Origin of the sequence: Streptomyces lichenis, from assembly GCF_023218175.1 — a bacterium.
GTDB lineage: Bacteria > Actinomycetota > Actinomycetes > Streptomycetales > Streptomycetaceae > Streptomyces > Streptomyces lichenis.
Map to the genome: position 1 here is coordinate 1 of NZ_JALPTH010000044.1, position 23,191 is coordinate 23,191.

Genomic DNA, 23,191 nt, shown 5'->3' on the forward strand with positions numbered 1-23,191 from the left:
GACGGATTGGCGATCGCCGCCACGCGGTTGGGAACCGTCTCACGACCAGACGAGTCGACCTTCGGTGATCCCACAGACCGGATGGCTTCCATCGGCGATCTTCGCCAGCATCTCCGCTACAGAGTCGAAATACTGGGCCATCGATCCGTACTCGCCGGTGACCGTGGGCGCCCCCATGAACCATCTGCCGATACGTCCGTCCCTCGCGTCGATGAACTGTCCCATCCAGCCGTCCCGGTCCGACTGGAACGGGATCCACTCCTCGCGCCATTCGCCCCCACCGGACAAAGGGTGATTCGCGTAGAGCTTCTCCATCGCCCGGACACCCAGAAAGAAGCTCCCCTCGTCCGGGAACCCATCGAAGCCGCAACATGCCACTTCGTCGTCGACATCTTCCTCAGGTAGATCCAGATTGTTCTGCAACAGCCACGTCCGCAGATCCCCAGGCAGGGAGATGCCCATCCGTTCTTCGGCGGCCGCGAGCATCTGCTCCGTAGCGGGCCCTGGCAGGTCTGCGTGATCGGCTGGCGCGTGCTGCCGAAGAAGACTCATCACGCGGAACCAACTTCCAGCCACACTCATTGCCCACTGCCCTCTCCACAGGGATGTCTCCGTCCGACCACGCCACCGCGGAGGTTGGGAAGTACCGACCGGAGAACCTTGCAGGGATGGTACTTCGAGCCCGCTGTGCCCGGCGGGCCCAGCCGAGGGGCCTCCAGGACTCCAGCGAGGGCCACGGCGTCACCTTGGAGTGGCGAAGCTGAAAACGCTCAGTGACGGCCACGGCGGGCCAACATCGCCTCATCACCTGACCTGGGTGGCCAGGATTTTCCACCCTTGCCCTCCAGGGTGATCAGCCCGACTTTCCAGGCGTCCGAAGTCGTAATCGAGGCTGTACTCCGCCACGCCGACGACACGGCCATCTCGCTCGGCCACGACGATGCTTGGGTCGCCTGTATGGCCATAGCAGAAAGGAATGTCTGGGCCGAGACCCTCTGACGCCAGCAGATCTGCGATCGAGTTGAGGTCTGACTCAGACGAGTTGCGGATGAGTCCCATCTCGGCAGTATCGCGCGGGATGCAAAGGAGGCTCCACCACCTCGCTCACGTCCGGTGCCTGAGGGCGGGAGACCAGACCGTCACACCGACCATCCATCACTCCTGCGCTCTGAAGTCAGCAAGCGGCCGCGCCACGTCTCGTCGCTCCAGCACCTGTGACCCCGCCGCCTCGTTCGCCGCATCACGAAACCCATCTCCGATCTGCGTGTCCACCCGGAGCAGGCATCTCTAAGAGGAGGCACACGTTCTACTGACGGCCCGTCAGGCAAGTCAGCAAAGGGTCAGCATCGTCCTGCCGGACCCTGCCACAGACGACCACACACGAGATTCGATGCCCGCCTCGCGGGGTGGCTTCATACCACGCCGGCCGAACTCACACGGGTCAGCCGACCGCGTCGCCCGCGCCTGCGGCAGCGGCAGCTCGTCGAGCGACACCGACGGCACCGCCACCGAGAACGGCATAGCCCCAGCTCAGCGCACCCGCCCCCGCGGCTTCAGCGCCACCGGCGGCAGTTCCGGTGCCGGCAGGCGGCCGCCGTCGTAGCCATGCACCTCGCCGAAGCGGGTGCCCTTCATCCAGCCCTCGCGGGCCTGTACGATCTCCTCACCGGACCGGCCGACGAAGTTCCACCACATGACGATCTCCTCCTCGAACGGCTCGCCGCCCAGGAGCATCAGCCCGGCGTCGGACTCGGCGCGCAGGGGGAGGTCGGTGCGGCCGCAGCCGAGGTAGAGCATGGAGCCGGGGAGCACGGGGACGCCATCCACATGGGCCTCGCCGGACATGGCGAGGACGGCGTACTCCCAGTCGGGGCGCAGCGGGAGGCGGGTCTCGGTGCCGCGGGCCAGGGCGAGGTCGGCGCCGACGAGGGGGGTGTAGGCGGTGCCCGGGGATTCGGCGCCGTCGAGGTCGCCGAGGATCACGGTGGCGGTGAGGCCGGGGGCGGTGACCGTGGGCAGGTCGGCGTGGTGCTGGAAGTGCGGGTCGACGTGGCGGTGGGCGTCGGGGAGGGCGACCCAGAGCTGGGCGCCGTGCAACAGGCGGGCGTGCGGGCGGGGGCTCTCCTCGGAGTGGGAGATCGCCCGGCCGGAGGTCATCAGGCCCAGTTCGCGGGGGCGGATGGTCTGCAGGCTGCCGGTGCTGTCGCGGTGCAGCACCTCGCCCTCGTGCAGCCAGCTCACCGTCTGCAGGCCCATGTGCGGGTGCGGCGGCACCTGCATGCCCGGCTCGTCGGCGATGTCGTCGGGCCCGTAGTGGTCGACGAAGGCCCAGGCGCCGACCATCCGGCGGCCGAGGTTCGGCAGCAGGCGCCGGACCTCGGTGGACTCGCCCAGGGAGACGCGGCGCGGGCTGAGGAGTTCCCGTACCGGTTCGGCGACGACGAAGCCGCGCCCTCCGCAGACGGAGGGGACAGCCTGGCGGTCAAGGTTGCTCATGGAGGTCAATCTAGGGCCGGGGGGCGGGTGGGCGCGCACCGGGTATCCCGGGTATCCCGGGGAGCGGGCGTCAAGGTGACGGAGCGTCAGATCACTCGGATGCCGGATCGGGGAAGGGTGTGGAAGCGGGCATACCGGATGCGTTATGACGACTCAGACGACTGAACCGCCCGAGCTCCGCGCCGCCGCCCGGCAGCTGGGCCGCCGCCGCTTCCTGACCCTCGCGAGCGCCGCCGCCGCGTTCGCCTTCACCACGGACCTCCCGGCCGCCGGCGCGGCCGCCGCTCGCGAGCTGGACGCGCGCCGCATCGACCGGGACCCGTTCACCCTCGGGGTCGCCTCCGGGGACCCGCTGCCGGAGTCGGTGCTGCTGTGGACGCGGCTGGCCCCGAGCCCGTACGAACCGGACGGCGGGCTGCCCGCCGAGCGCGTCGAGGTGCGCTGGGAGGTGGCGCTGGACGAGCTGTTCTACGCGGTGGTGCGCAGCGGGACGACCACCGCCCACCCCGAGTACGCGCACAGTGCGCGGGTGGAGGTGACGGGGCTGGACGCGGGGCGGACGTACTGGTACCGCTTCCGGGCCGGCACCTGGATCAGCCCGCCCGGGCGCACGCGCACGGCCCCGGCGGCGAACGCCTCGTACCTGTCCGGGGTGCGCTTCGCGGCGGTGGCCTGCGCCGCGTACTTCGACGGCTACTACACCGCGTACCGCCATCTGGCCGACGAGGACCTGGACCTGGTGGTGCACCTGGGCGACTACATCTACGAGTACGGGGTGGACTCGGCCGGCGGGCACCGCGGCTACACCGACCGCGTCCTGCCGGCGCACTTCAACAAGGAGACCGTGACGCTGGAGGACTACCGGCTGCGGTACGCGCTGTACAAGAACGACGCCGACCTGCGGGCGGCGCACGCCGCGCACCCCTTCGTGGTCACCTGGGACGACCACGAGACGGAGAACAACTACGCGGGCGCCGTGGCCGAGAACGGAGTGTCGCCGGAGGAGTTCCTGGTGCGGCGGGCCGCGGCCTACCGGGCGTACTGGGAGAACCTGCCGCTGCGCGCCCCGCAGCAGCCGGCCGGCGCGGACATGCGGCTCTACCGGCGGCTGCGGTACGGCCGACTGGCGCAGTTCGACGTGCTGGACACCCGCCAGTACCGCTCGGACCAGGCCTACGGGGACGGCTGGCGCCGCCCGGGGCCGGAGTCGCAGGACCCGGCGCGGACGATGACCGGGGCCGAGCAGGAGCGGTGGCTGCTGGACGGCTGGAAGGACTCGCCCGCGGTGTGGAACGTGGTGCCGCAGCAGGTGGTGTTCGCCCAGCGGCGCAGCTCCGCGGCGGCGGAGTACACGGTGTCCATGGACGCCTGGGACGGCTATCCGGCGGCCCGGGGGCGGCTGCTGGCCGGGGCGCAGGCGGCGGGTGTGGAGAACCTCATGGTCCTGTCGGGTGACGCGCACGCGGCGTTCGGCTTCGACCTGAAGGCGGACTTCGACGATCCGGCGTCCCGGACCGTGGGCACCGAGATCGCGACCACCTCGCTCACCAGCGGCCGGGACGGAGTGCAGAAGCTGGCGAGCCACCACCGGCTCAGCGAGGCCAACCCGCATCTGAAGTTCTCCGACGGGCGGCGCGGCTACACGGTTATCCGGCTGGGGCAGGAGCGCGCGGACATCGCGTTCAAGACGGTCTCGGCCGTCACCCGGCCCGGCGGCACGTTGTCCACCACCGCCTCGTTCACCACCGGGGTCGACGCGCCGGGGCTCACGGCCGTCTGACCCCGGTGGGCGCCGTCACCCGTTCGGGGCACACCCGCGCGCACCGGCGGCCCGTCCGGCTTTGCATAAGAGCATGGGACAGGGCATCGGGCAGGGCATGGGACACCGCTGCGGCTCCGCACGCCGGCGGACGGGCGGCGGCGGGCGGACCCGGAGCCGTCCGCCGCTGCCCGCCGCCTGGCTGCTCCGCGCCGCGCTGGCCGGGCTGGTGCTCGGCGGCTGCTCGGGGGACGGGATGACGGCCCGGCAGCGGGAGCTGGCCGCGGTGGACGCGTTCTGCTCCGATCTGGGCGCGCTGCGGATGGACGCGGGCCGGCTGGCGGCGCTCGGGCCGAGGTCGGAGGGCCGGGCCGAGCTGCGCGACCTCGGCGCGGACGCCGCGCATGACGTGAGCCTGGTCCAGCGGAGCGCGCGGGGCATCCGCCGGGCCGGGGCGGGGGCGGTGGCGGACGCGTACGAGGATGTGCGGCGGGCCGTCGACGCCCTGCCCGGCACCGTCCCCGGCCCCGAGGCGGTGAAGCGGATCCGGCCGCAGCTCGCCGCGCTGGACCAGGCGGTCGCCGCCTCCCAGGCGGCCGTGAAGTGCTGAGCCGGGCAGCGGAGGTCCCCGGTCGCCGGGCGGACGGCGGATGAGCCCGTCCGGGGGCGGGCGGGGCGGGTGGGTGTGGCCGGTCGGGGCGGCGGCGGCCATGGTGGCCGGGTACTTCCTCCTGCCGCTGGACCTGCTGGGCCCGCATCGGCCGGGGGCCAGCTGGACGGTGTTCATCGCGGCCATGGCGGTGGTGGCGGTGCTGCTGCTGCGGCAGATCAGGGCGGTGCTGGCCGAGCGGCGGGACATCCGGCCGGGGATCACCATCCCGCTGCTGATGTGCCTGTCGGTACTGGTCTTCGCGGGCGGCTACTACTCGCTGGCCAAGCATCCCGGGGAGTTCGTGGGGCTGGAGACCCGGCTGGACGGGCTCTACTACACGATGGTCACCCTGGCGACGGTCGGCTTCGGCGACATCACCCCCAATGGGCAGGCGGCCCGGCTGGTGACGATCCTCCAGATCGTCTACAACTTCGTCTTCCTCACCGCGGCGGCGACCGCGCTGACCCAGTGGGTACGGGACCGGGCGGGCGAGCGGGCCCGGTCCCGTACCGGCTCCTAGGCCCGGGGCGGGCGTCCCGCCGGGCCCCGTCCGGCGCGCTCGACCAGGAGCCAGCCGCCCAGGGCCATGGCGACGGCCACCGGGGCGGTGACCGGCACCCCGAGCAGCAGGGCGGTGTGCCCCTCCAGCAGCCCGCCGAAGCCGGCCATCGACAGGCCGAGCACCCCGAACAGGCTGAGAGCGACCCCGGCGGCGGCCGTCGGTGCCGTGCCGGGTCGTGGCGCCCCACCGGCCGGGGCGGGCCGCTCGAAGCGCCGGAAGGCGGCGACCAGCACCCCGGTGAGCAGCGCGGCGGCGGCGATCCGGGCGGGGGCCTGCGCCCACCAGGCGGCGGAGGCCGGGGCGGGCAGGGCGAGGCCGGCGGCCAGGGTCGCCCCGTACACCGCGAGCATCGCGGTCAGATGCCAGAGGAACGCGGTCATCGCGATCCCGTTGGCGGCCACCACGGCCCGCCACACCCGTGCCCGCGCCGCGAACCGGGTGCCGGGGCCGCGCAGCAGCTCCACCGCGCCGACCAGCCACAGCCCGTGGCAGAGCAGGGCGAGGGTCGGCGGGGCCATGTTGGAGACCTTCTCGCCGGGCATCCCCACCATGGACAGCGGATACGGGCCGAGGGCCACCAGGGCGGCGGCCCCGGCGAGTCCGGCGGCGGCGAGCACGGCGGGGCGGCGGATCATCCCGTCGGCCCGCAGGAAGCCGAGCTGGTGGACGGCGAGCCAGACGAAGGCGAAGTTCAGGAACTCGACGTAGGGGATGGCGCAGGCGAAGCGCAGCACATCCACCGCGACGGCGGCCGCGACCAGCCCGAGGAACGCGCCCCAGCCGTGCCGTTCGTGCAGCCGCAGCAGGGGCGGGGTGAAGGCGACCATCGCCAGGTAGATGCCGATGAACCAGAGCGGCTGGGCCACCAGCCGGAGCGCGACCCCGGTGACTCCCCCGCCCCCGCCGAGCAGTTGGACGGCGAGCGCGACGGCGCCCCACACCAGGACGAACACCATGGTGGGGCGGAGCAGCCGCTGCAGCCGGCCGCGCAGAAAGGCCGCGTACACGGCCCGTTCGGGGTGGCGGCGGGCGGTGGAGCGGTAGGAGAGGGCGTGCGAGAACCCGCCGACGAAGAAGAAGACCGGCATCACCTGGAGGGCCCAGGTGAGCAGTTGCAGCTCCGGCAGGACGGCGAGCAGGTTGCCGACCCGCACTTCGGCGCCGCCGGCCCCGCCGGTGACGGCCGCCATCAGCCAGTGGCCGGCGACGACGGTGGCGAGCGAGGCGACCCGCAGCAGGTCGACATAGCGGTCGCGGGTGGCGGGGGTGTTTGCCGCGAGGGTGTCCACCGCGAGCGCGCGTACTGGGGAGGTCATACGGGCCAGCCTCGGTGGGCGGGCGGGGTGCGGAACACCGTACGGATACTCAGGTACGGAGATGAGTACGCGCGTTCGAGGGCGGGGGCGGAGGCGACCGGGCCGGGCGGCGCGTCAGGCGAGCCAGGGCGAGGGCAGGCGCAGCACGGCGGCGACGCCTTCGGCGACCCGGTCCGCGTGCGGGGGCACGCCGCCCTCGGCGAGGCCCCGGGCCAGATGCAGATGGAGCGCCTGGAGGGTGGCGAAGGTGTTGAAGGCCCAGGGCGGTACGGGACCGGGGCCGCCGCCCGCCAGGGCGCCGGTCACCACGGTGAGCCAGCCGGTGGCCTGCCCGGCGGTCAGCCCGGGGGCGAGCAGGATGCCGGTCATCGCCCGGGCCAGCCGGGCGTCCTCCGCCTGGACGTAGCGGTACTCGGTGTGCGGTGCGGTCATCCGCCGGGCGCAGAGGTGGAGCAGCTCCACGCGGTGCGCGGGCAGCGCCCGGGCGAACGCGGCGCCGGCGTCGGCCCCGTGGGCCACGGCGTGCAGCCAGCCGAGGGAGTCGTCCCAGCCGCGGGTGTCGGGCTCGGCCGGGTACCAGTCCGCGAACGCGGCATACCAGCGCCGTACCGCCCGCTCCGGCAGCAGACCGGGGACGGCGGCGGCCCGGTCCAGCACGCACCGCAGCATCAGCGGGGCGAAGGCCCGCGCCTGGACCTCGGGGTGGCCGAACCGCTCGGCGGCGCGGTCGCCGAGCCACTCCAGGGCCTCGTCCAGCCGGCCTTCGCGGGTCCAGCGCGCGGTCGCGGTGTACCCCTGGGCGTCGCGCACCTCCGGGTCGGCGGAGGCCAGTTGCTCCACCAGCAGGGCGGCCACCCGGGCCGCCGGCAGGTCCGAGGAGAAGTCGGGGACGGAGGTCACCGGTAGTCGTGGGGGTGGTCCTGCATCCAGGTGTTGACGCGGTCGCGGGTGCCGACCAGGGCGGTGCGATGGGCTTCCAGGTTCTCCGTGGAGGTGTCGCCGTCGAGCTTCTTCTCCAGTGCGGCGATCCAGACGAGGGGCTCCGTGAAGTGGCCGGGGCCCTGGGCATCGGCCCTCATCGACGCGTCGAGGCCCGTCAGTTCCTCGTGCACCCGGCCCAGGAAGGAGGCGCAGTCCCCCGCCCCGGGGGTGCAGGTCTCGCCGAGCGTGGCCTGGAGGCCGGCGAAGGCGTCCCGGACCTTCTCGGCTCCCGGCGAGGCGTCGGCCGTCGGCTGGCCGCCGCCCACACCGTCCGCGCTCGCCGCCGTCGAGGGCGAGGAGGAGGGGGAGGGGGCGGTGCGGTCCCTTGCGGGGTCCGCGTCGCCGGAACAGGCGGTCAGGGCGACGGCCAACGCGGCGGCCGCCAGCGCCGTACGGCCCATCCGCCGCCCGGCCGTGCATCGGCCGGATGCCCCGGCCCGTGAACCGACCCTCATGGTGTCCCCCTGGCTCCCCGTACCCCTGTGGTGATCATGGCGACACTAACAGGGGTACGGGGGCGGCGGGGGTCGGTTTCGGGACGGGCGCTCAGCCCCGGTAGGTCTCCAGCAGCCGCAGCCAGATTTCGCTGATGGTGGGGTAGGAGGGGACGGCGTGCCAGAGGCGGGAGATCGGGACCTCGGCGGTGACCGCGATGGTGGCGGAGTGCAGGAGTTCACCGACGCCGGGGCCGACGAAGGTGACGCCGAGCAGCACCTCCCGCTCCAGGTCCACGACCATCCGGGCGCGGCCCTTGTAGCCGTCCCCGTAGAGGCTCGCGCCCGAGACGGAGGCGAGGTCGTAGTCGACGGCGCGCACGCGGCGGCCGCCGGACTCGGCCTCGGCGAGGGTGAGCCCGACGGAGGCGATCTCCGGGTCGGTGAAGACGACCTGGGGCACCGCGGCGTGGTCGGCGGTGGCGGCGTGCGGGCCCCAGACGGTGGTGTCCGGCGGGGCGGCGCCGTCGGCCCGGGCGCCGATGGCCGCGCCCGCGATCCGGGCCTGGTACTTGCCCTGGTGGGTGAGGAGCGCCCGGTGGTTGACGTCTCCGACCGCGTACAGCCAGTCCGTGCCCTCCACCAGGCAGGAGTCGTCCACGTCGAGCCAGGAGCCGGGTTCGAGGCCGATGGTCTCCAGGCCGAGGTCGTCGGTGCGCGGTGCGCGGCCGGTGGCGAACAGCACCTCCTCGGCCTCGACGGTGCCGCCGTCGTCGAGGGTGAGGGTGACGGGTGCGCCGGGGCCGGGACGCTCGGCGGCGGTGACGGAGACCCCGGTGCGGACACTCGCCCCGGCCTCGGTCAGCGCCTCGGTGAGGAGTTCACCGGCGAAGGGCTCCATCCTCGGCAGCAGCCCGTCGCCCCGGACCAGCAGGGTGACCTGGGAGCCGAGCGACTGCCAGGCGGTGGCCATCTCGACGCCGACCACTCCCCCGCCGACCACGGCGAGGCGGCCCGGTACCTGCTTGGCGCTGGTGGCCTCGCGGCTGGTCCAGGGGTCGGCGGTGGCCAGGCCCGGGAGCTCGGGCAGCACGGCCCGGCTGCCGGTGCACACGGCGACCGCCTGCCGGGCGGCCAGCAGCACGTCCCCGTCGGGACCGCCGGTGACGGCGACCTTGCGGGGGCCGGCCAGCCGGCCGTGGCCGCGGTGGAGGCGTACGCCCACCGACTCCAGCCAGCCGACCTGGCCGTCGTCCTTCCAGTTCGCGGTGAAGTAGTCGCGCCTGCCGAGGACGGCGTCCGCGTCCAGCGGCCCCTGGACGGCGTCCCGCAGCCCCGGCAGCCGGCGCGCGTCGGCGCGGGCCAGGCCAGGGCGCAGCAGCGCCTTGCTGGGCATACAGGCCCAGTAGGAGCACTCCCCTCCCACGAGTTCGCTCTCCACCACCGCCACGCTCAGTCCCGCCGCGGCGACCCTGTCGGCCACGTTCTCGCCGACCGGGCCCGCGCCGACCACGACGACGTCGTACTCCACCGTCTGCACCGTATGTGTCATGGGCAACAGTGTGGTGGTACGTGTGGGCGGTGGCCACACGGGCAGTCGCCGGAGCGGCGCGGAGCCGGAGACAGCGGTTCCGTGACCGGCAGGGCGGTTCGGGGACGGCAGGGCGATTCCAGGACCGGAATAGCGGTTCCGGGGCCGCCGTTGTGCGGAACGAGCCGACGGACAGTGTGACGAGGCCGGGACGCGGACGTCCCGGGAAGAGGAGCCAGCATGAGCACGGTAGAGCTCACCAAGGACAACTTCGATCAGATCATGACGGACAACGACTTCGTCCTGATCGACTTCTGGGCGTCGTGGTGTGGCCCCTGCCGCCAGTTCGCCCCGGTCTACGAGGCCGCCTCCGAGCGCCACGGGGACCTGGTCTTCGGCAAGGTGGACACCGAGGCGCAGACGGAGCTGGCCGCGGCCTTCCAGATCCAGTCCATCCCGACGCTGATGGTCGTCCGCGACAAGGTCGCGGTGTTCGCCCAGCCCGGCGCGCTGCCCGAGGCGGCCCTGGAGGATGTCATCGGGCAGGCCCGTGAGCTGGACATGGAGGCGATCCGCGCCTCGATCGCCGAGAACGCGGCGGGCGGGAGCGAGGGCGGGCAGCAGCAGGGCTGAGCGGACGGACGGTGCCCGGGGCGGGGACGGAACCGCCCCGCCCCGGGCACCGGTACGCCGGTACGGAAGGCCTTCAGCGCTCCAGTACCAGGGCGAGGCCCTGGCCGACGCCGATGCACAGCGCCGCCAGGCCCGTACCCGAGCCGGCCTCGGCGAGCTGGTGGGCGACCGCGCCCGCCAGCCGGGCGCCGGAGGCACCGAGCGGGTGGCCGATGGCGATGGCGCCGCCGCGCGGGTTGACCACGGTGGGGTCGAGTTCCGGCCACTCGGCGAGGCAGCCCAGCGACTGGGCGGCGAAGGCCTCGTTCAGCTCGAAGACGGTGAGGTCGGCGAAGCCGCGGCCGGACTTGGCGAGTGCCCGGCGCACCGCCTCGACCGGGCCCAGGCCGAACAGCTGGGGCTCGATGCCGGTGACCGCGGAGGCGCGGACCCGGGCGAGCGGCTCGCGGCCGGTGGCCCGCAGCCCCTCCTCGTCGGTGATCAGCAGCGCCGCCGCCCCGTCGTTCAGCGGTGAGGCGTTGCCCGCCGTGACGGTGCCGCCCTCGGTGCGGAAGGACGGCTTCAGCCGGGCCAGCGCCGCGAGGGAGGTGTCGTCCCGGATGGACTCGTCCCGGGCCAGGTCGGCGCCCGGGTAGGCGACGACCTCGCCGTCGTAGCGGCCCTTGGCCCAGGCCTCGGCCGCCTTCTGGTGGCTGGCCAGGGCGAACGCGTCCTGCTGCTCGCGGGTGACGCCGTGCCGGTCGGCGACCAGTTCGGCGCCCTCGCCGAGGGAGACGGTCCACTCCGGGGGCATCGCGGGGTTGGTCATCCGCCAGCCGAGGGTGGTCGAGTAGAGCTGCTGGTGGCCGGCGGGAAATGCCCGTTCGGGCTTCTGCAGCACCCAGGGCGCACGGGACATCGACTCCACACCGCCCGCCAGGACGACGGAGGCGTCCCCCAGGGCCACCGCCCGGGCGGCCTGGATGACGGCCTCCAGGCCGGAGCCGCAGAGCCGGTTGACGGTGGCGCCCGGCACCGAGACGGGCAGCCCCGCGAGCAGCACCGCCATCCGGGCCACGTCCCGGTTGTCCTCGCCCGCGCCGTTGGCGTCGCCGAAGTAGACGTCGTCGATCCTGGCCGGGTCCAGGTCCGGGGTGCGCTCCACCAGCGCCCGGACGACATGGGCGGCGAGGTCGTCGGGCCGGACACCGGCGAGCGCCCCGCCGAACCTGCCGATCGGTGTGCGGACGGCGTCGACGATGTAGACGTCGCGGATGGTCATCGGGATGCCTCTCCCACGTACTCGCCCGGCCCGGGTGGTGAACGCTCGTTCACCACCCGGCTCTCCGGGCGAGTCTCCGTCGCGGGCGTGCGGACTGTCAACGGCCGCCCGGTCCCACTCCACCGGCCCGGATTCGTACCCGGCCACCACCCGCCCCCGGCCCTCTTTCGTCCCGGGCGGACGTACGGCTTCCGTCCCGGGCGGACGCGCGGCCCCTATGGCCGGTTCCGGCCCCCGGCCGCCGCCCTGCCTCAGCGTCGCCCGCGCCCCTTTCGCCCCCGCGCCCCTCGGCCGGGCTGGGAGGCCGGGTCAGCGGACCCGGGCCACCAGGCCGTAGTCCAGTTCGGCGCCGTCCACCAGCAGGGCCTCCACGGCCGGGGTGGCCGGGTCGATGTCGGCCTCCAGGCCGTCGCCGGTGTAGCGGGGGAAGCCGGAGGCGCCCAGCTCGCCGGTGGCCCGCACCACCGCGGCACGGACGGCGACCCGGGGCAGCTCGGCGGGATCGCGCCCCTCGTCGGGCGCGGGCACGATCAGGATCTCGAAGCTCTGCGGATGTGCGCTCATGGAGGCGACGCTAGAGACCTTCGCCGGGCCGCGCACCCCCCGCGTCCGCCGGGGGCCGGAACGCACCCGCCGCCACCAGGTCGTACGGTGGGACGGATGACGACGTTCTCCAATGCCAACGGCGACCTCGACGGCTTCGCCGACCTGCCCGGCCGCTTCGGACCCACCGCCACCACGGACGCGCGGGCCGAGGACGTGGGCCCGGTCCGCCTCGCGTACTCCCCCGAGACCGACGGCGCTCCCGACCCCGGCGAGATCGTCTGGACCTGGGTCCCGTACGAGGAGCACGACGGCCGGGGCAAGGACCGGCCGGTGCTGGTGGTGGCCCGGGAGCCGGAGGGCACCCTGCTGGCCGTGCAGCTGTCGAGCCGTCCGCACGAGCAGGACCGGGAGTGGGTGCCGATCGGTTCCGGCCCCTGGGACCGGGAGGGCCGGGAGTCCTGGGTGGACCTGGACCGGGTGCTGCGGGTGCACGAGGACGGAATGCGCCGGGAGGCCTGCGCGCTGGACCGGCCGGGCTTCGACGCGGTGGTGACCCGGCTGGCGGAACGTTACGGCTGGACGCCCGCGGCCGACTGACCGCCCTCCGCCGGCTGGCCACCGCCCACCGGCTGACCAGCGCCTGACGGCTGACCGCCCCCGGCCGGCCCCTCAGCGCCCGCCGGCCGCAGCACGGTCCGGAAGGCGCCGAGGACACGCCGCTCGCGGGTGCGGTCCAGCACCGCGAAGACCGCCTCGTCGAAGCGGCCGGCGAACCGGCCCGATCCGGTCAGCAGGGCACGGAAGGCGCCGGCCACCTCGGCCGGGTCGTTGCGGAAGACCCCGCAGCCCCAGGCGCCCAGGACCAGTCGCCGGTACCCGTGCGCCGCCGCGGTCTGCAGCACCCGTTCGGCCCGGGAGGCCAGCGCGGCGGGGATCAGGTGGGCCCGCTCGGGCGCGGTGCGCAGGATGACGCCCGCGTTGGGGGCGGGCGAGGTGAGGAAGCCCACGGTGTACGGCTCGGCGAGCAGGGCGCCGCGCTCGTCGCGGAAGACCGGGACTCCCGGGGAGTGGATGACCCGGTCGGAGTAGAACGGGTCCCGGTCGGCGCGGTGGTGCGCGTAGTAGTCCGGCGCCCGCAGCAGCGTGGTGTGCAGGGCCGAGGCGCGGCAGAGCGCCTCCTCCTGGGCCTGGGCCCCGTTCAGATAGCCGCCGCCGGGATTGCGGGCGGAGGCGAAGTTCAGCACCGCGACCGGGGCGGAACCGGCCAGGGCCAGCCGCCGGGCCGCCTCGGTGCTGGACTCACCGGTGACGGTGAGGGCGACGGTGCCGGTGGCGGTGGCACCGCCGGGCACCGGGACCGGGCCCGGGCCGTACATCCGGGTGCCGCTCAGGGCCGCCTCGACCTGCGGGGCGATGACCACCTCGCGGCCGTCGGGGGCCTGGTAGCGGCCGGCCCGGACGATCTCCTCGGTGTGCTGCGCGATCGCGCGCAAACGTGCGCTCATACCCGGCATCGTCGATAATCAACCAGGCACCGGACAAGCGGTTTTCCCTGTCCGGAGGCGGTCTTGTGGGATCCGCGACAGATGGCTTAGGTGGTGGATCGGCAAATCCGCGGAGGTGCGCATCCCGAGAATTCCGGGAACGCGTCCTGCGGACACCATCGACCGGAGGGACCCAGCATGCCGGTGTGTGAGGCACCCGAGAGCGGCGGACCGCTCGCCGAGGGCGAGGCCGAGGACCTGCTGCGATGTATCTGCTTCAAGACGGGACCGCCCAGGACCGTCGGGGTCGAGGTGGAGTGGTTCGTCCACGACCTGTCCGACCCGTACCGGCCGGTCTCCCACGACCGGCTCCGAGCGGCGGTGGCGCGGCTGCGCACCCTGCCGCTGGCCTCGCCACTCACCCTGGAACCGGGCGGGCAGCTGGAGCTGAGCTCGCCGCCCGCCGCCTCCCTGATGGAGTGTGTGACCACCGTGTCGGCCGATCTGACGGCCGTGCGCGCCGCACTCCGCACCGCCGGGCTCACTCTCACCGGAGCCGGCACCGACCCCTACCTCCCCTATCGTGACCGGCTGCTGCGTGAGCCGCGCTACGACGCCATGGAGGCATGCCTCGACCGCTCCGGGCCGGCCGGGCGGGCCATGATGCGCGACTCGGCGTCCGTGCAGGTCTGCCTGGACGCCGGCTTCGAGGCGGCCGGGCCGCAGGGCTACCGGCGCCGCTGGCAGCTGGCCCATCTGCTGGGCCCGGTGCTGGTGGCGGCCTTCGCCAACTCGCCGGTCCTGCACGGCAAGCCCACCGGCCACCGCTCCACCCGGCAGGGCCTGTGGACCGATCTGGATCCGGTACGGGCCTTGGCGCCCGACCTGTACCGCGACCCCCGGTCCGCCTGGGCGGCGCACGCGCTGGACACCCCGGTGATGTGCGTACGGGCCGACGGCACCGGCCCCTGGGCGGCACCCGAGGGGCTGACCCTGCGGGAGTGGCTGCGCTCCGGGGAGCCCCGGGCGGTCACCCGGGCGGATCTGGACTACCACCTGACCACGCTGTTCCCGCCGGTGCGGCCGCGCGGCCACCTCGAACTGCGGATGATCGACGCCCAGAGCGGCGAGGACGGCTGGATCGTGCCGCTCGCCGTGGTCACCGCGCTGTTCGAGGACCCGTCCGCCGCCGAGGCCGCCTACCAGGCGGTACGGAATCTGGCGGCGCCGGATCCGGCGGCCCCGCCGCGCAGCGCGGTGTGGCGGGACGCCGCCCGGCACGGGCTGGCCGTCCCGGCGCTGCACGCCGCCGCCCTGGAGTGCTTCGCGCTGGCCCGTGAGGCGCTGCCACGGCTGGGGGCGGCCCCGGCGGTGCTGGACGCGGTGGACGCCTTCCAGGAACGCCATGTCGGTCCGGGGCGATGTCCCGCCGACGCTCCCCTGACCCCTGTGGCCGGCACCGCCGGCCGGACCGGGAAGGACCTCGGCATATGAGCCCGGAGAGCCGGCAGAGGCCGGAGAGCCAGCAGAGCCCGGAGAACCCGCAGAGCCCGGAGAGCCCGTGGCGGGACACCGACCGGTACGGCCGCCCGGACCGGCTCGCGCAGGGGCACCCGGACGGGCCGGTGGCCGTCGCGGTCGCGACCGAGCCGGAGGCGCTGCGGCGGCGGGCGCTGGAGGCGCTGACCCGGGCCCGGGCGCGCACCTCGCTGCTGACCGAGTGCGTGGACGAACGCGATCTGACCGCGCAGCACTCGCCGCTGATGTCGCCGCTGGTCTGGGACCTGGCGCACATCTCCAACCAGGAGGAGCAGTGGCTGGTCCGGGCGGTGGCGGGCGCGCCCGCGATCCGCCCGGACATCGACTCCATCTACGACGCCTTCGAGCATCCGCGTTCGGCCCGGCCGACGCTGCCGCTGCTCGCCCCGGCGGAGGCCCGGTCCTACGCCCTGGACGTGCGCGGCCGGGTGCTGGACGTGCTGGAGCGCACCCCGCTGGAGGGCCGGCCGCTGCTGGACGCGGCGTTCGCCTTCGGCATGGTCGCCCAGCACGAGCAGCAGCACGACGAGACCATGCTCATCACCCACCAGCTGCGCCAGGGGGCGCCCGCGCTGACCGCGCCCGAGCCGCCGTCGGACGGCGCCGGCGCGGTGGGGCTGCCGGCCGAGGTGCGGGTGCCCGGCGGGCCGTTCACCATGGGCACCTCCACCGAGCCCTGGGCGCTGGACAACGAGCGCCCGGCGCACGTCCGGGTGGTGCCGGAGTTCTTCATCGACACGGTCCCGGTGACCAACGGCGCCTATCTGCGGTTCATCGAGGGCGGCGGCTACGGCGACGAGCGCTGGTGGGCGCCGGAGGGCTGGGCGCAGATCAAGGCCCACTCCATCGGCGCGCCGCTGTTCTGGCGGCGGGAGGGCGGGCAGTGGCTGCGGCGCCGGTTCGGCGTGGTGGAGCCGGTGCCGCTGGACGAGCCGGTGCTGCATGTCAGCTGGTACGAGGCCGACGCCTACGCCCGCTGGGCCGGGCGGCGGCTGCCCACCGAGGAGGAGTGGGAGAAGGCGGCCCGCCACGATCCGGCCACCGGCCGCTCGCTGCGCTACCCCTGGGGCGACGAGGACCCGGCCCCGGGCCACGCCAACCTGGGCCAGCGCCATCTGCGGCCCGCCCCGGCCGGCAGCTATCCGGCCGGGCGCTCCCCGCTGGGCGTACGGCAGTTGATCGGGGACGTCTGGGAGTGGACGTCCAGCGACTTCCTGCCGTACCCCGGGTTCGCCGCCTTCCCCTACCGGGAGTACTCGGAGGTGTTCTTCGGGCCCGGCCACAAGGTGCTGCGCGGCGGCTCGTTCGCGGTGGACGCGGTGGCCTGCCGGGGCACCTTCCGCAACTGGGACCTGCCGGTGCGCCGGCAGATCTTCTCCGGGTTCCGCACCGCGCGGGACGCGGACGGCGGCACGACCGACGCTCCGGGGGGCCGCTGATGTGCCGCCATATCGCCTGTCTGGGGCCGCCGGTGCCGCTCGGCGAGGTGCTGACGGTGCCGGAGCACGGGCTGTACCGGCAGTCCTGGGAGCCGCGCCGGCAGCGCAACGGCACGGTCAACGCCGACGGTTTCGGGGTGGGCTGGTACGCGGACGGTGATCCGCGGCCGGCCCGCTACCGGCGCGCCGGGCCGATCTGGGCCGATCTGTCCTTCGCCGACCTGGCCCGGGTGGTGCGCTCCGGGGCGCTGCTGGCCGCGGTCCGGGACGCCACCCTGTCCGGCGCGGACGCGGAGGCGGCGGCCGCGCCGTACGCCTCCGGGCGCTGGTTGTTCAGCCACAACGGGGCGGTCAGCGGCTGGCCGGGCTCGCTGGCGCCGGTGGCCGGGCGGCTGCCGCACACCGAGCTGCTGTCACTGGAGGCCCGCAACGACTCGGCGCTGGTGTGGGCGCTGGTGCTGCACCGGCTGGTGGCGGGCGAGGAGCCGGCCGCCGCGCTGGCCGAGACCGTGTACGACGTGGCCGAGGCCGCGCCCGCCTCCCGGCTGAACCTGCTGCTCACCGACGGCGAGACCATCGCCGCCACCCGCTGGGGCGACTCCCTGTGGTACCTGGCGGATCCCGCCGCGGGCCGCACGGTGGTGGCCTCGGAACCGTACGACGACCATCCGGCCTGGTGCGAGGTGCCCGACCGCACCGTGCTCACGGCCGGACGTACCGACATCTCCCTCACCCCGCTCAAGGAGCCACCCGCGTGAGCCCGTTCCTGATCACCCGTACCCTTCCTGAGGACGCCACCGGCGCCGATCTGCGCGCCGATGTGCTGCACGGGCTGACCCGCACGCCCAAGGAGCTGCCGCCGAAGTGGTTCTACGACGCCCGCGGCAGTGAGCTGTTCGAGGAGATCACCCGGCTGCCGGAGTACTACCCGACCCGGGCCGAGCGGGAGATCCTGCTCGCCCGGGCCGGGGAGATCGCGGCGGCGACCGGGGCCCGGACCCTGGTGGAGCTGGGCTCGGGCTCCTCGGAGAAGACCCGCCATCTGATCGACGCGCTGCTGCCGGGTCTGGAGGACTACGTCCCGGTGGATGTGAGCGAGAGCGCGCTGCGCGGCGCCGCCGAGAGCCTGGAAAAGGACCTGCCGGAGCTGCGGATCCACGCCCTGGTCGCCGACTTCACCCGGGGCCTGGCGCTGCCGGGGACGCCCGGGCCTCGGCTGGTGGCCTTCCTCGGCGGCACCCTCGGCAATCTGCTGCCCGAGGAGCGGGCGACCTTCCTGCGCTCGGTGCGCACTCTGCTCGCCCCCGGGGACGCGCTGCTGATGGGCACCGACCTGGTGAAGGACGAGGCGACCCTGGTGGCCGCGTACGACGACGCGGCGGGGGTGACGGCCGCGTTCAACAAGAACGTGCTGTCGGTGCTGGCCCGGGAGCTGGGCGCGGACGCGGACCCGGACGACTTCGAGCATGTCGCGGTCTGGGACCCGGAGCGCGAGTGGATCGAGATGCGGCTGCGGGCCCGGCACGCGCTGACGGTGAAGTTCCCGGAGCTGGACCTCGCGGTGCCGTTCGAGGCGGGCGAGGAGCTGCGCACCGAGGTGTCGGCGAAGTTCCGCCGCGAGCGGGTGCGCGACGAACTGGCCGAGGCCGGTATGGAGTTGGCCCACTGGTGGACGGACGAGCAGGGGCGGTTCGCCCTGTCGCTGGCCACGGCGGTGTGACGGTGGTGAGTGATGCGAGCGGTGTGACGGTGTCGGTGTGACAGCGGCGGTGTGAGCCGCCGCGGTCGTCGAAGCCCCCGCCGGTCCCGGGATCCGTTCCCGGGGCCGGCCAGGCGGCTCCGCGGGTCGTCGGGGTGGTCAACCGGTCAGGCGGCGGCGCCAGTCGAGCGGGGTGACGGTGATGGCCCGGCCGGGGTTCCCGTCCCAGTCGGTGGCCAGTCCGGCCGTGCGCAGGGCGGCCACCACCTCATGGCCGACGGCCGCGGTGGTGCCGGATGAGTCGTCGAAGCCTCCGTAGTAAAGCGCCAGTCCGTGCCCGGCCGCGGCGGCGTCCGTGGACTGGGTGTGGAAGTAGACGAAGCCCCGGGCGTCCGGCGCGGCCTCGTCGCCGATCTCGCTGTGGCCGCAGTTCCGGCAGCAGGTGAAGTTCTCCCGGGCGGTGATCCCGGCCCGGTCCAGGGCGGTGAAGGCGCGGGTGAGCCGCTCGGGGTCGGTCTCGCCCTGCCAGCCGGACTGCTCGGCGACCCGCTCCCGCCACAGCCGGTCGGCCAGCGCCCGGGCCTGCTCCGGGGTGACCGGCCGCCGCTCGGGGGTGACGAGGTAGTCCTCCGCGAGCTCGGCCAGCTCGGCCCGGGAGGCGTAGCCGCCGGCCAGCACCTCCCGTATCCGCTCCTCCAGCCGCGCGCGCTCCTCCTCGGCCAGGTCGAGCGGCGGCACCGGGCGGACCGGGCCGGTGTCCAGCGGCGACCAGTCGAGACCGGCGTCCCAGCCGCCGCGGCCGCGGGCCCAGCCGGTCAGCGCCGCGGTCACCGCCTCCGGCGTGCCCGCCGTCGCCCGGAAGTGCCGGTCGGGGGATCCGTCCCGGTGCTCCAGGGTGTAGCCGCCGCCGGCCTCGTGCCAGACCTGGGCGAAGACCTCGGGCAGGTCGGGTATGCGCTGGAGCACCAGGAAGCGGTCCCCCTCCCCGCCGATCCGCCGGACCAGCCGCGCCAGTTCATCGGAGGGCACCCGCGGGTACCGCTCCCCGTTCTCCGTCCGCACCGTGATGTCGAGCATGCCCTGACTCTGGCACGCCCCACTGACAATGCCCTTCGGCCGGCGGCCGGGGCGCGGGCGGCGACTCGCGGTCCGGGCGCAGTGCGTCCTGGGCGGCCCGGGCCAGGGAGCGCCGGTCGGCGGCGGCGGGGTGGTGGAAGGGGATCACCGGCAGCAGGGTCAGCTCGGCGGTGAGCCCGCCGGCCGCCGCCACCCGCCACAGCGAGGCGGCGAGGGTGTCCTCACCGACGAACGCGGCCGGTCCGGTGGGCCGGTAGCCCAGGCGTACGGGCTGGATGGCGGCGCCCGCGTCGAGCGCGGCCTGGAAGGCGGCCGGGCGGAAGCGCCCCTGGGCGCGGCCGCACCAGGTGGAGCCCTCGGGGAAGACGACGACCCGGGAACCGGCGGTGAGGGCGGCGGCCATGGCGCGCACGGTGCCGGGCAGGGCGCGCAGCCGGTCCCGTTCGACGAACAGGGTGCCGGCCAGCGCGATGAGCGGCCCCAGCACCGGCCAGCGCCTCAGGTCGCTCTTGGCGAGCATCCGGCCCGGCAGGACGGCGCCGATGAGCGGGATGTCCAGCCAGGAGATGTGGTTCGCGGCGACCAGGTGCGGGCCGGGCGGTACGGTGCCGTGCACCCGTATCCGTACGCCGAAGGCGGCGAGCACCGCCCTGCACCACAGCCGGGTGAGCCGGGCCCGGGCGGTGCGGCCGGTGAGCGGGGCGAGCGGGGCCAGCAGCAGGCCGGTCAGGACGGCGAGTAGCCCGGCGGTGAGGCGGGCCAGCGTTCCGGCGAGGGAGGCGGGCCGGGCCCCGGGGCGGCTCGCGCACTCCTCGGGGGTGCAGGGCGCGGTGGGCAGCCAGGTGTTCACGGCAGGCGCCTCAGACGGGGGCGAGGGAGAGGAAGTGGCGGAGGTAGCGGGGGTGTACGCGGTGCAGCGGGAGCAGCACGTACAGGTCGGCGACGCCGAAGTCGGGGTCGTGCGCGGGCGCTCCGCAGACCCAGGCGCCGAGCCGGAGGTAGCCGCGCAGCAGCGGGGGCAGCGGCGGACGGGGGCCGGTGTCGGCGAGGGCGCCGGGGGTCCACAGCTTCAGCGGGGTGACCTGGTACTCCTCGGGCGCCAGATGGCGCCGGCGGACGGTGTTCCAGGTGGCGGTGGCCAGGGTGCCGCCGTCGGCGAGCGGGACGGAGCAGCAGCCGCCGAGCCAGCCGTTGCCGGTGCGTACCAGGTAGCGGGCGATCCCGGCCCAGATCAGCGAGATCACGGCGCCGTTGCGGTGGGCGGGGTGGACGCAGGAGCGGCCGGCCTCCACCAGGTGGTCGCGGACCGGGGCCAGCCGCCGCAGGTCGAACTCGCCCTCGGCGTAGAGGCGTCCGAGGATCCGGGCGCTGTCGGGCGGCAGCAGCCGGTAGGTGCCGACGACCTCCCCGGTGCTCTCCTCCCGTACCAGCAGATGGTCGCAGTAGGTGTCGAACTCGTCGCTGTCGATGCCGGGTTCGGGTCCGTCGAGGCGGGCGCCGAGCTCTCCGGCGAAGACCAGGTGGCGCAGCCGCTGGGCGGCGCACACCTCGTCCTGGTCCCGGGCGAGGGTGACGGTGTAGCGGGGCGCCGGGCCCTCGGTGGTGGCGGGTTCGAGCAGGTCGGGCGTGGCGGTCATGGCGGTCTCCTGCGTACGGCGGCGGAGCCGGGACGCGCGGCCGCGGCCCGGTCACTCGTTTGTGCCGTCGCCGGCTGGATTCGGCGTGACCGCCCGGCGGAGTCCGGGTGTGCGGTGGCTGAAATGCCCGGGCGGGGCGTTCCACCGAGTCCGTGCGGTGGGCGCACGGGAATCCGGATGACCTCGCCGGTCCCCCGGCCGTAGCCTCCCAGGGGCACGACGGTGCGGAGGCGGGTCGCGGTGGAGATCACGGTGCAGTGGGTCAGGACGTCCTGGACCAAGGAGTCGCGGGGCGGGGAGGCGGCGGCCCGCAGGAACGCGGCACCGGTCGGGTTCGCCCTGCCGGCGCTGCCGGACGGGCTGGCGCACCGGGTCCGGATGTCCGAGGAGGACGGGTTCGCGCCGGTGGAGAGCCGGGTGGCGGTGCGCGAGGCCGGGGTGGTCCTCCGGATCGAGGGCGACCGGCTGCGGGTGCACACCCGGGTGGGGCCGCTGTACGGGCTGCCGCCCCGGCCGCGCAGACCGCCCGCGGTGCGGCTGGCCGCCGGCCAGTGGGTGCGCTGGCAGCTCAACTACCGCTTCAGCAGCGCCCTGGGCATCCGGGGCTGGTCCTACTGGCTGGACACCTTCAACGTCGCCTGCGGTCCGGCCCACCCCGAGCTGTTCCTGGGTGAGCCGACCGTGGCCGTCGACGAGCGCGGCCCCGTCCGCTGAGACGCGGTCGCGGGGGCCGCGCCCGCCGGCGGGCCGATCAGCGGGCGACGCGGACCAGCTTGTGGTTGGCGAACTCCTCCATCCCGAACCGGCCCAGTTCGCGGCCGAAGCCGGAGCGCTTCACCCCGCCGAAGGGCAGCTCGGCGGCGCTCACGGCCGGGCCGCCGACGTACACCATGCCGGTCTGGAGCCGCTGGGCCACCCGCTCGGCCTGCTCGGGGTCGTCGCTCTGCACCGAGGCGCTCAGCCCGTACGGCGAGTTGTTGGCGAAGTCGACGGCCTCGTCCTCGGAGTCCACCCGGAAGAGCAGGGCGACCGGGCCGAACAGCTCCTCCTGGTAGGCGCGCATCTCGGGGGTGATCCCGGCCAGCACGGTGGGCTCGTACCAGGCGCCCGGGCGGTCGATGCGCTTGCCGCCGGCCAGCACGGTCGCCCCCTTGTCGACGGCGTCCCGCACCTGCTCGTCCAGCGTCTGGACCGCCTTCTCGGAGGAGAGCGGACCCATGAAGGTGTCGGGGTCGGTGGGGTCGCCGGGGATGATCGCCCGGATGGCCTCGGTGTACTGCTCGGCGAAGGCGTCGTAGTGCTCGTCCAGCGCGATGATCCGCTTGGCGGCGTTGCAGGCCTGGCCGGCGTTGGCCATCCGGCCGCGGACGGTGTTCTTGACCACCCGGCCCAGGTCCGAGACGCCCAGGATGAGGTAGGGGTCGGAGCCGCCCAGTTCCAGGACGACCTTCTTGAGGTTGCGGCCCGCGATCTCGGCCACCGCGGCCCCGGCCCGCTCGGAGCCGGTGAGGGAGACGCCCTGGATCCGGTCGTCCGCGATCAGGTCGGCCACCTGGTCGTTGGTGGCGAAGACGTTGGTGTACGCGCCCTTGGGCAGGCCCGCGTCCTGGAACAGCCGCTCCATCGCCAGGGCGGACTCCGGGCACTGCGGGGCGTGCTTGAGCAGGATGCCGTTGCCGAGCATCAGGTTCGGCGCGGCGAACCGGGCCACCTGGTAGTAGGGGAAGTTCCACGGCATGATCCCGATCAGCGTGCCGACCGCCTCCTTGCGGATCACGGCCCGGCCGCCGGAGGCCACGTCGAGCTCCTCCTCGCGCAGGAACTCCTCGCCGTGGTCGGCGTAGTAGCGGTAGATCGAGACGACCGTGCCGATCTCGCCGGCGGCCTGCTTGACAGGCTTGCCCATCTCGCGGGTGATGATCGCGGCGAGGTCCTCCGTACGCTCCTCGTAGAGGTCGGCCACCCGGTGCAGCACGGCGGCGCGGTCCGCCGGCGGGCGGGCCGCCCACTCCCGCTGGGCGGCGTCGGCGCGCTCCAGGGCGTCGCGCAGTTCGGCGTCGGTGGCGGTCGGGTACTCCCGCACGGTCTCGCCGGTCGCGGGGTTGACGATCTGGTAGCGCTCCAAGGCGTCCGCACCTCTTCTGT

At 74.5% G+C, this 23,191-nt stretch carries 24 protein-coding genes; 10 read left to right on the forward strand and 14 right to left on the reverse strand.

Going from position 1 to position 23,191, the window contains the following annotated elements:
* Positions 1 to 39 precede the first annotated feature (39 nt).
* The 3 genes from M1O15_RS29780 to M1O15_RS29790 form a co-directional block, all read right to left on the reverse strand.
* Positions 40 to 582, reverse strand: coding sequence for an SMI1/KNR4 family protein (locus M1O15_RS29780; protein WP_282577429.1), 543 nt, complete (start codon positions 580 to 582; stop codon positions 40 to 42).
* A 222-nt stretch (positions 583 to 804) separates the two neighbouring features.
* Entirely contained in the window at positions 805 to 1,059 is a 255-nt protein-coding gene (locus tag M1O15_RS29785; RefSeq protein ID WP_248637339.1) for a GNAT family N-acetyltransferase, read from the reverse strand.
* 471 nt (positions 1,060 to 1,530) lie between these two features.
* Positions 1,531 to 2,496 (reverse strand): pirin family protein, encoded by a 966-nt coding sequence (locus M1O15_RS29790; protein ID WP_248637340.1) that lies wholly within the window; start codon positions 2,494 to 2,496, stop codon positions 1,531 to 1,533.
* 145 nt (positions 2,497 to 2,641) lie between these two features.
* Between M1O15_RS29790 and M1O15_RS29795 the strand changes: the two genes are divergently transcribed.
* The 3 genes from M1O15_RS29795 (at position 2,642) to M1O15_RS29805 (ending at position 5,427) form a co-directional block, all read left to right on the forward strand.
* Positions 2,642 to 4,276, forward strand: coding sequence for an alkaline phosphatase D family protein (locus M1O15_RS29795; protein WP_248637341.1), 1,635 nt, complete (start codon positions 2,642 to 2,644; stop codon positions 4,274 to 4,276).
* 73 nt (positions 4,277 to 4,349) lie between these two features.
* Entirely contained in the window at positions 4,350 to 4,865 is a 516-nt protein-coding gene (locus M1O15_RS29800; RefSeq protein ID WP_248637342.1) for a hypothetical protein, read from the forward strand.
* Positions 4,866 to 4,905: 40 nt separating this feature from the next.
* The gene (locus tag M1O15_RS29805; protein WP_248637343.1) at positions 4,906 to 5,427 is read left to right on the forward strand and encodes a potassium channel family protein; all 522 of its coding nucleotides are present in this window, start codon (positions 4,906 to 4,908) and stop codon (positions 5,425 to 5,427) included.
* Here the strand turns inward: M1O15_RS29805 and M1O15_RS29810 are convergent.
* From M1O15_RS29810 to M1O15_RS29825, 4 genes are all read right to left on the reverse strand, one after another.
* Positions 5,424 to 6,785, reverse strand: coding sequence for an acyltransferase family protein (locus tag M1O15_RS29810; RefSeq protein WP_248637344.1), 1,362 nt, complete (start codon positions 6,783 to 6,785; stop codon positions 5,424 to 5,426). The genes M1O15_RS29805 and M1O15_RS29810 overlap by 4 nt on opposite strands.
* Before the next feature lie 114 nt (positions 6,786 to 6,899).
* Positions 6,900 to 7,685, reverse strand: coding sequence for a DUF2785 domain-containing protein (locus tag M1O15_RS29815; protein ID WP_248637345.1), 786 nt, complete (start codon positions 7,683 to 7,685; stop codon positions 6,900 to 6,902).
* Positions 7,682 to 8,221 carry a hypothetical protein gene (locus M1O15_RS29820; protein WP_248637346.1) on the reverse strand — a complete coding sequence of 180 codons (540 nt, stop codon included), beginning with the start codon at positions 8,219 to 8,221 and terminating at the stop codon, positions 7,682 to 7,684. The genes M1O15_RS29815 and M1O15_RS29820 overlap by 4 nt, the downstream gene beginning before the upstream one ends.
* A 91-nt stretch (positions 8,222 to 8,312) precedes the next feature.
* Positions 8,313 to 9,752 carry a dihydrolipoyl dehydrogenase family protein gene (locus M1O15_RS29825; RefSeq protein WP_248637347.1) on the reverse strand — a complete coding sequence of 480 codons (1,440 nt, stop codon included), beginning with the start codon at positions 9,750 to 9,752 and terminating at the stop codon, positions 8,313 to 8,315.
* 219 nt (positions 9,753 to 9,971) lie between these two features.
* Here M1O15_RS29825 and trxA point away from each other — a divergent pair, with 219 nt between their 5' ends.
* Positions 9,972 to 10,364, forward strand: a complete 393-nt coding sequence (trxA, locus tag M1O15_RS29830; RefSeq protein ID WP_248637349.1) for a thioredoxin — start codon at positions 9,972 to 9,974, stop codon at positions 10,362 to 10,364.
* A 73-nt stretch (positions 10,365 to 10,437) separates the two neighbouring features.
* Here trxA and M1O15_RS29835 read toward each other — a convergent pair whose 3' ends face one another.
* Together M1O15_RS29835 and M1O15_RS29840 are read right to left on the reverse strand one after the other, a co-directional pair.
* On the reverse strand, positions 10,438 to 11,625 hold the full coding sequence (locus M1O15_RS29835) for a thiolase family protein (RefSeq protein WP_248637350.1): 1,188 nt from the start codon (positions 11,623 to 11,625) through the stop codon (positions 10,438 to 10,440).
* Positions 11,626 to 11,934: 309 nt separating this feature from the next.
* Complete coding sequence (locus M1O15_RS29840) at positions 11,935 to 12,189, reverse strand: hypothetical protein (RefSeq protein ID WP_248637351.1); 255 nt, start codon at positions 12,187 to 12,189, stop codon at positions 11,935 to 11,937.
* Positions 12,190 to 12,285: 96 nt separating this feature from the next.
* Here M1O15_RS29840 and M1O15_RS29845 point away from each other — a divergent pair, with 96 nt between their 5' ends.
* Positions 12,286 to 12,768, forward strand: coding sequence for a type II toxin-antitoxin system PemK/MazF family toxin (locus M1O15_RS29845; protein ID WP_248637352.1), 483 nt, complete (start codon positions 12,286 to 12,288; stop codon positions 12,766 to 12,768).
* Here M1O15_RS29845 and M1O15_RS29850 read toward each other — a convergent pair.
* Positions 12,741 to 13,676, reverse strand: a complete 936-nt coding sequence (locus M1O15_RS29850; RefSeq protein WP_248637353.1) for a TIGR02452 family protein — start codon at positions 13,674 to 13,676, stop codon at positions 12,741 to 12,743. The genes M1O15_RS29845 and M1O15_RS29850 overlap by 28 nt on opposite strands.
* Before the next feature lie 177 nt (positions 13,677 to 13,853).
* On the opposite strand from M1O15_RS29850, the gene egtA reads away from it, so the two are divergent.
* Genes egtA through egtD form a run of 4 tightly spaced genes read left to right on the forward strand, consistent with a single transcriptional unit; the run spans position 13,854 to position 18,353 of the window.
* Positions 13,854 to 15,149, forward strand: a complete 1,296-nt coding sequence (gene egtA, locus M1O15_RS29855) for an ergothioneine biosynthesis glutamate--cysteine ligase EgtA (protein WP_248637354.1) — start codon at positions 13,854 to 13,856, stop codon at positions 15,147 to 15,149.
* Positions 15,146 to 16,633: an ergothioneine biosynthesis protein EgtB gene (gene egtB / locus M1O15_RS29860; protein WP_282577430.1), complete on the forward strand. Its 1,488-nt coding sequence runs from the start codon at positions 15,146 to 15,148 to the stop codon at positions 16,631 to 16,633. Before egtA ends, egtB begins: the two co-directional genes overlap by 4 nt.
* Entirely contained in the window at positions 16,633 to 17,391 is a 759-nt protein-coding gene (egtC, locus tag M1O15_RS29865) for an ergothioneine biosynthesis protein EgtC (RefSeq protein WP_248637355.1), read from the forward strand. Before egtB ends, egtC begins: the two co-directional genes overlap by 1 nt.
* Entirely contained in the window at positions 17,388 to 18,353 is a 966-nt protein-coding gene (gene egtD / locus M1O15_RS29870; RefSeq protein ID WP_248637356.1) for an L-histidine N(alpha)-methyltransferase, read from the forward strand. Before egtC ends, egtD begins: the two co-directional genes overlap by 4 nt.
* Before the next feature lie 138 nt (positions 18,354 to 18,491).
* On the opposite strand, the gene M1O15_RS29875 is transcribed toward egtD, so the two are convergent.
* Genes M1O15_RS29875 through M1O15_RS29885 form a run of 3 tightly spaced genes read right to left on the reverse strand, consistent with a single transcriptional unit; the run spans position 18,492 to position 21,046 of the window.
* Positions 18,492 to 19,409, reverse strand: a complete 918-nt coding sequence (locus M1O15_RS29875) for a DUF6891 domain-containing protein (protein ID WP_248637357.1) — start codon at positions 19,407 to 19,409, stop codon at positions 18,492 to 18,494.
* On the reverse strand, positions 19,348 to 20,259 hold the full coding sequence (locus M1O15_RS29880) for a lysophospholipid acyltransferase family protein (RefSeq protein WP_248637358.1): 912 nt from the start codon (positions 20,257 to 20,259) through the stop codon (positions 19,348 to 19,350). Before M1O15_RS29880 ends, M1O15_RS29875 begins: the two co-directional genes overlap by 62 nt.
* A gap of 10 nt (positions 20,260 to 20,269) precedes the next feature.
* Positions 20,270 to 21,046 carry a GNAT family N-acetyltransferase gene (locus M1O15_RS29885; RefSeq protein WP_248637359.1) on the reverse strand — a complete coding sequence of 259 codons (777 nt, stop codon included), beginning with the start codon at positions 21,044 to 21,046 and terminating at the stop codon, positions 20,270 to 20,272.
* A 240-nt stretch (positions 21,047 to 21,286) separates the two neighbouring features.
* Here M1O15_RS29885 and M1O15_RS29890 point away from each other — a divergent pair, with 240 nt between their 5' ends.
* The gene (locus M1O15_RS29890) at positions 21,287 to 21,760 is read left to right on the forward strand and encodes a hypothetical protein (RefSeq protein ID WP_248637360.1); all 474 of its coding nucleotides are present in this window, start codon (positions 21,287 to 21,289) and stop codon (positions 21,758 to 21,760) included.
* A 37-nt stretch (positions 21,761 to 21,797) separates the two neighbouring features.
* Here the strand turns inward: M1O15_RS29890 and M1O15_RS29895 are convergent, their stop codons facing one another.
* Positions 21,798 to 23,171, reverse strand: coding sequence for an NAD-dependent succinate-semialdehyde dehydrogenase (locus M1O15_RS29895; protein WP_248637361.1), 1,374 nt, complete (start codon positions 23,169 to 23,171; stop codon positions 21,798 to 21,800).
* Positions 23,172 to 23,191 lie beyond the last annotated feature (20 nt).